The following is a 429-nucleotide window of genomic DNA, read 5'->3' as shown; positions in this document are numbered from 1 at the left end:
GCTGGCGTACATGGCCCTCGGCCTGTTCATCGGCGAGTCCGGCCCCCTCCACATCCACTTCGACGACGCCGAGCTGGCCGAAACGCTCGGCTTCGCCGCCCTCGTCCTGATCCTCGCCGACGGCGGCATCACCACCGACTGGCGGCGCATGCGGCCGTCGGTGCCCGTCGCGATCAGCGTGTCCTTCATCGGCACCTTGATCAGCATCGGCGTGGTGGCGCTGGCCTCCATGTGGCCCATCGGCCTGGACTGGCGCCCCGCGTTCCTCCTCGCCGCGGTGCCCGCACCGACCGACGCGGCGGCCGCGTTCCCGGTCCTGCGCCGGCCTCCCCTGCCCGCCCGGCCGCTGCGCCTCCTCCACGGCGAGCCCGGCCTCAACCACGCCCACGCCGTCCTCCCGCTCATCACCGCCGCCCCCCACACACCCCC

General features: G+C 74.4%; 1 protein-coding gene. It reads left to right on the top strand.

Features of this window, described 5'->3' with window-relative positions:
- On the top strand, nucleotides 1-429 hold a 429-nt coding region (locus HUX53_RS00010; RefSeq protein ID WP_176401123.1), incomplete at both ends, for a cation:proton antiporter.

Source organism: Actinomadura sp. BRA 177 (assembly GCF_013372625.1).
Taxonomy (GTDB): Bacteria; Actinomycetota; Actinomycetes; order Streptosporangiales; family Streptosporangiaceae; genus Spirillospora.
The sequence above is the reverse complement of the archived record's forward strand: the minus strand, read 5'-3'. Positions and strand labels throughout refer to the sequence as shown.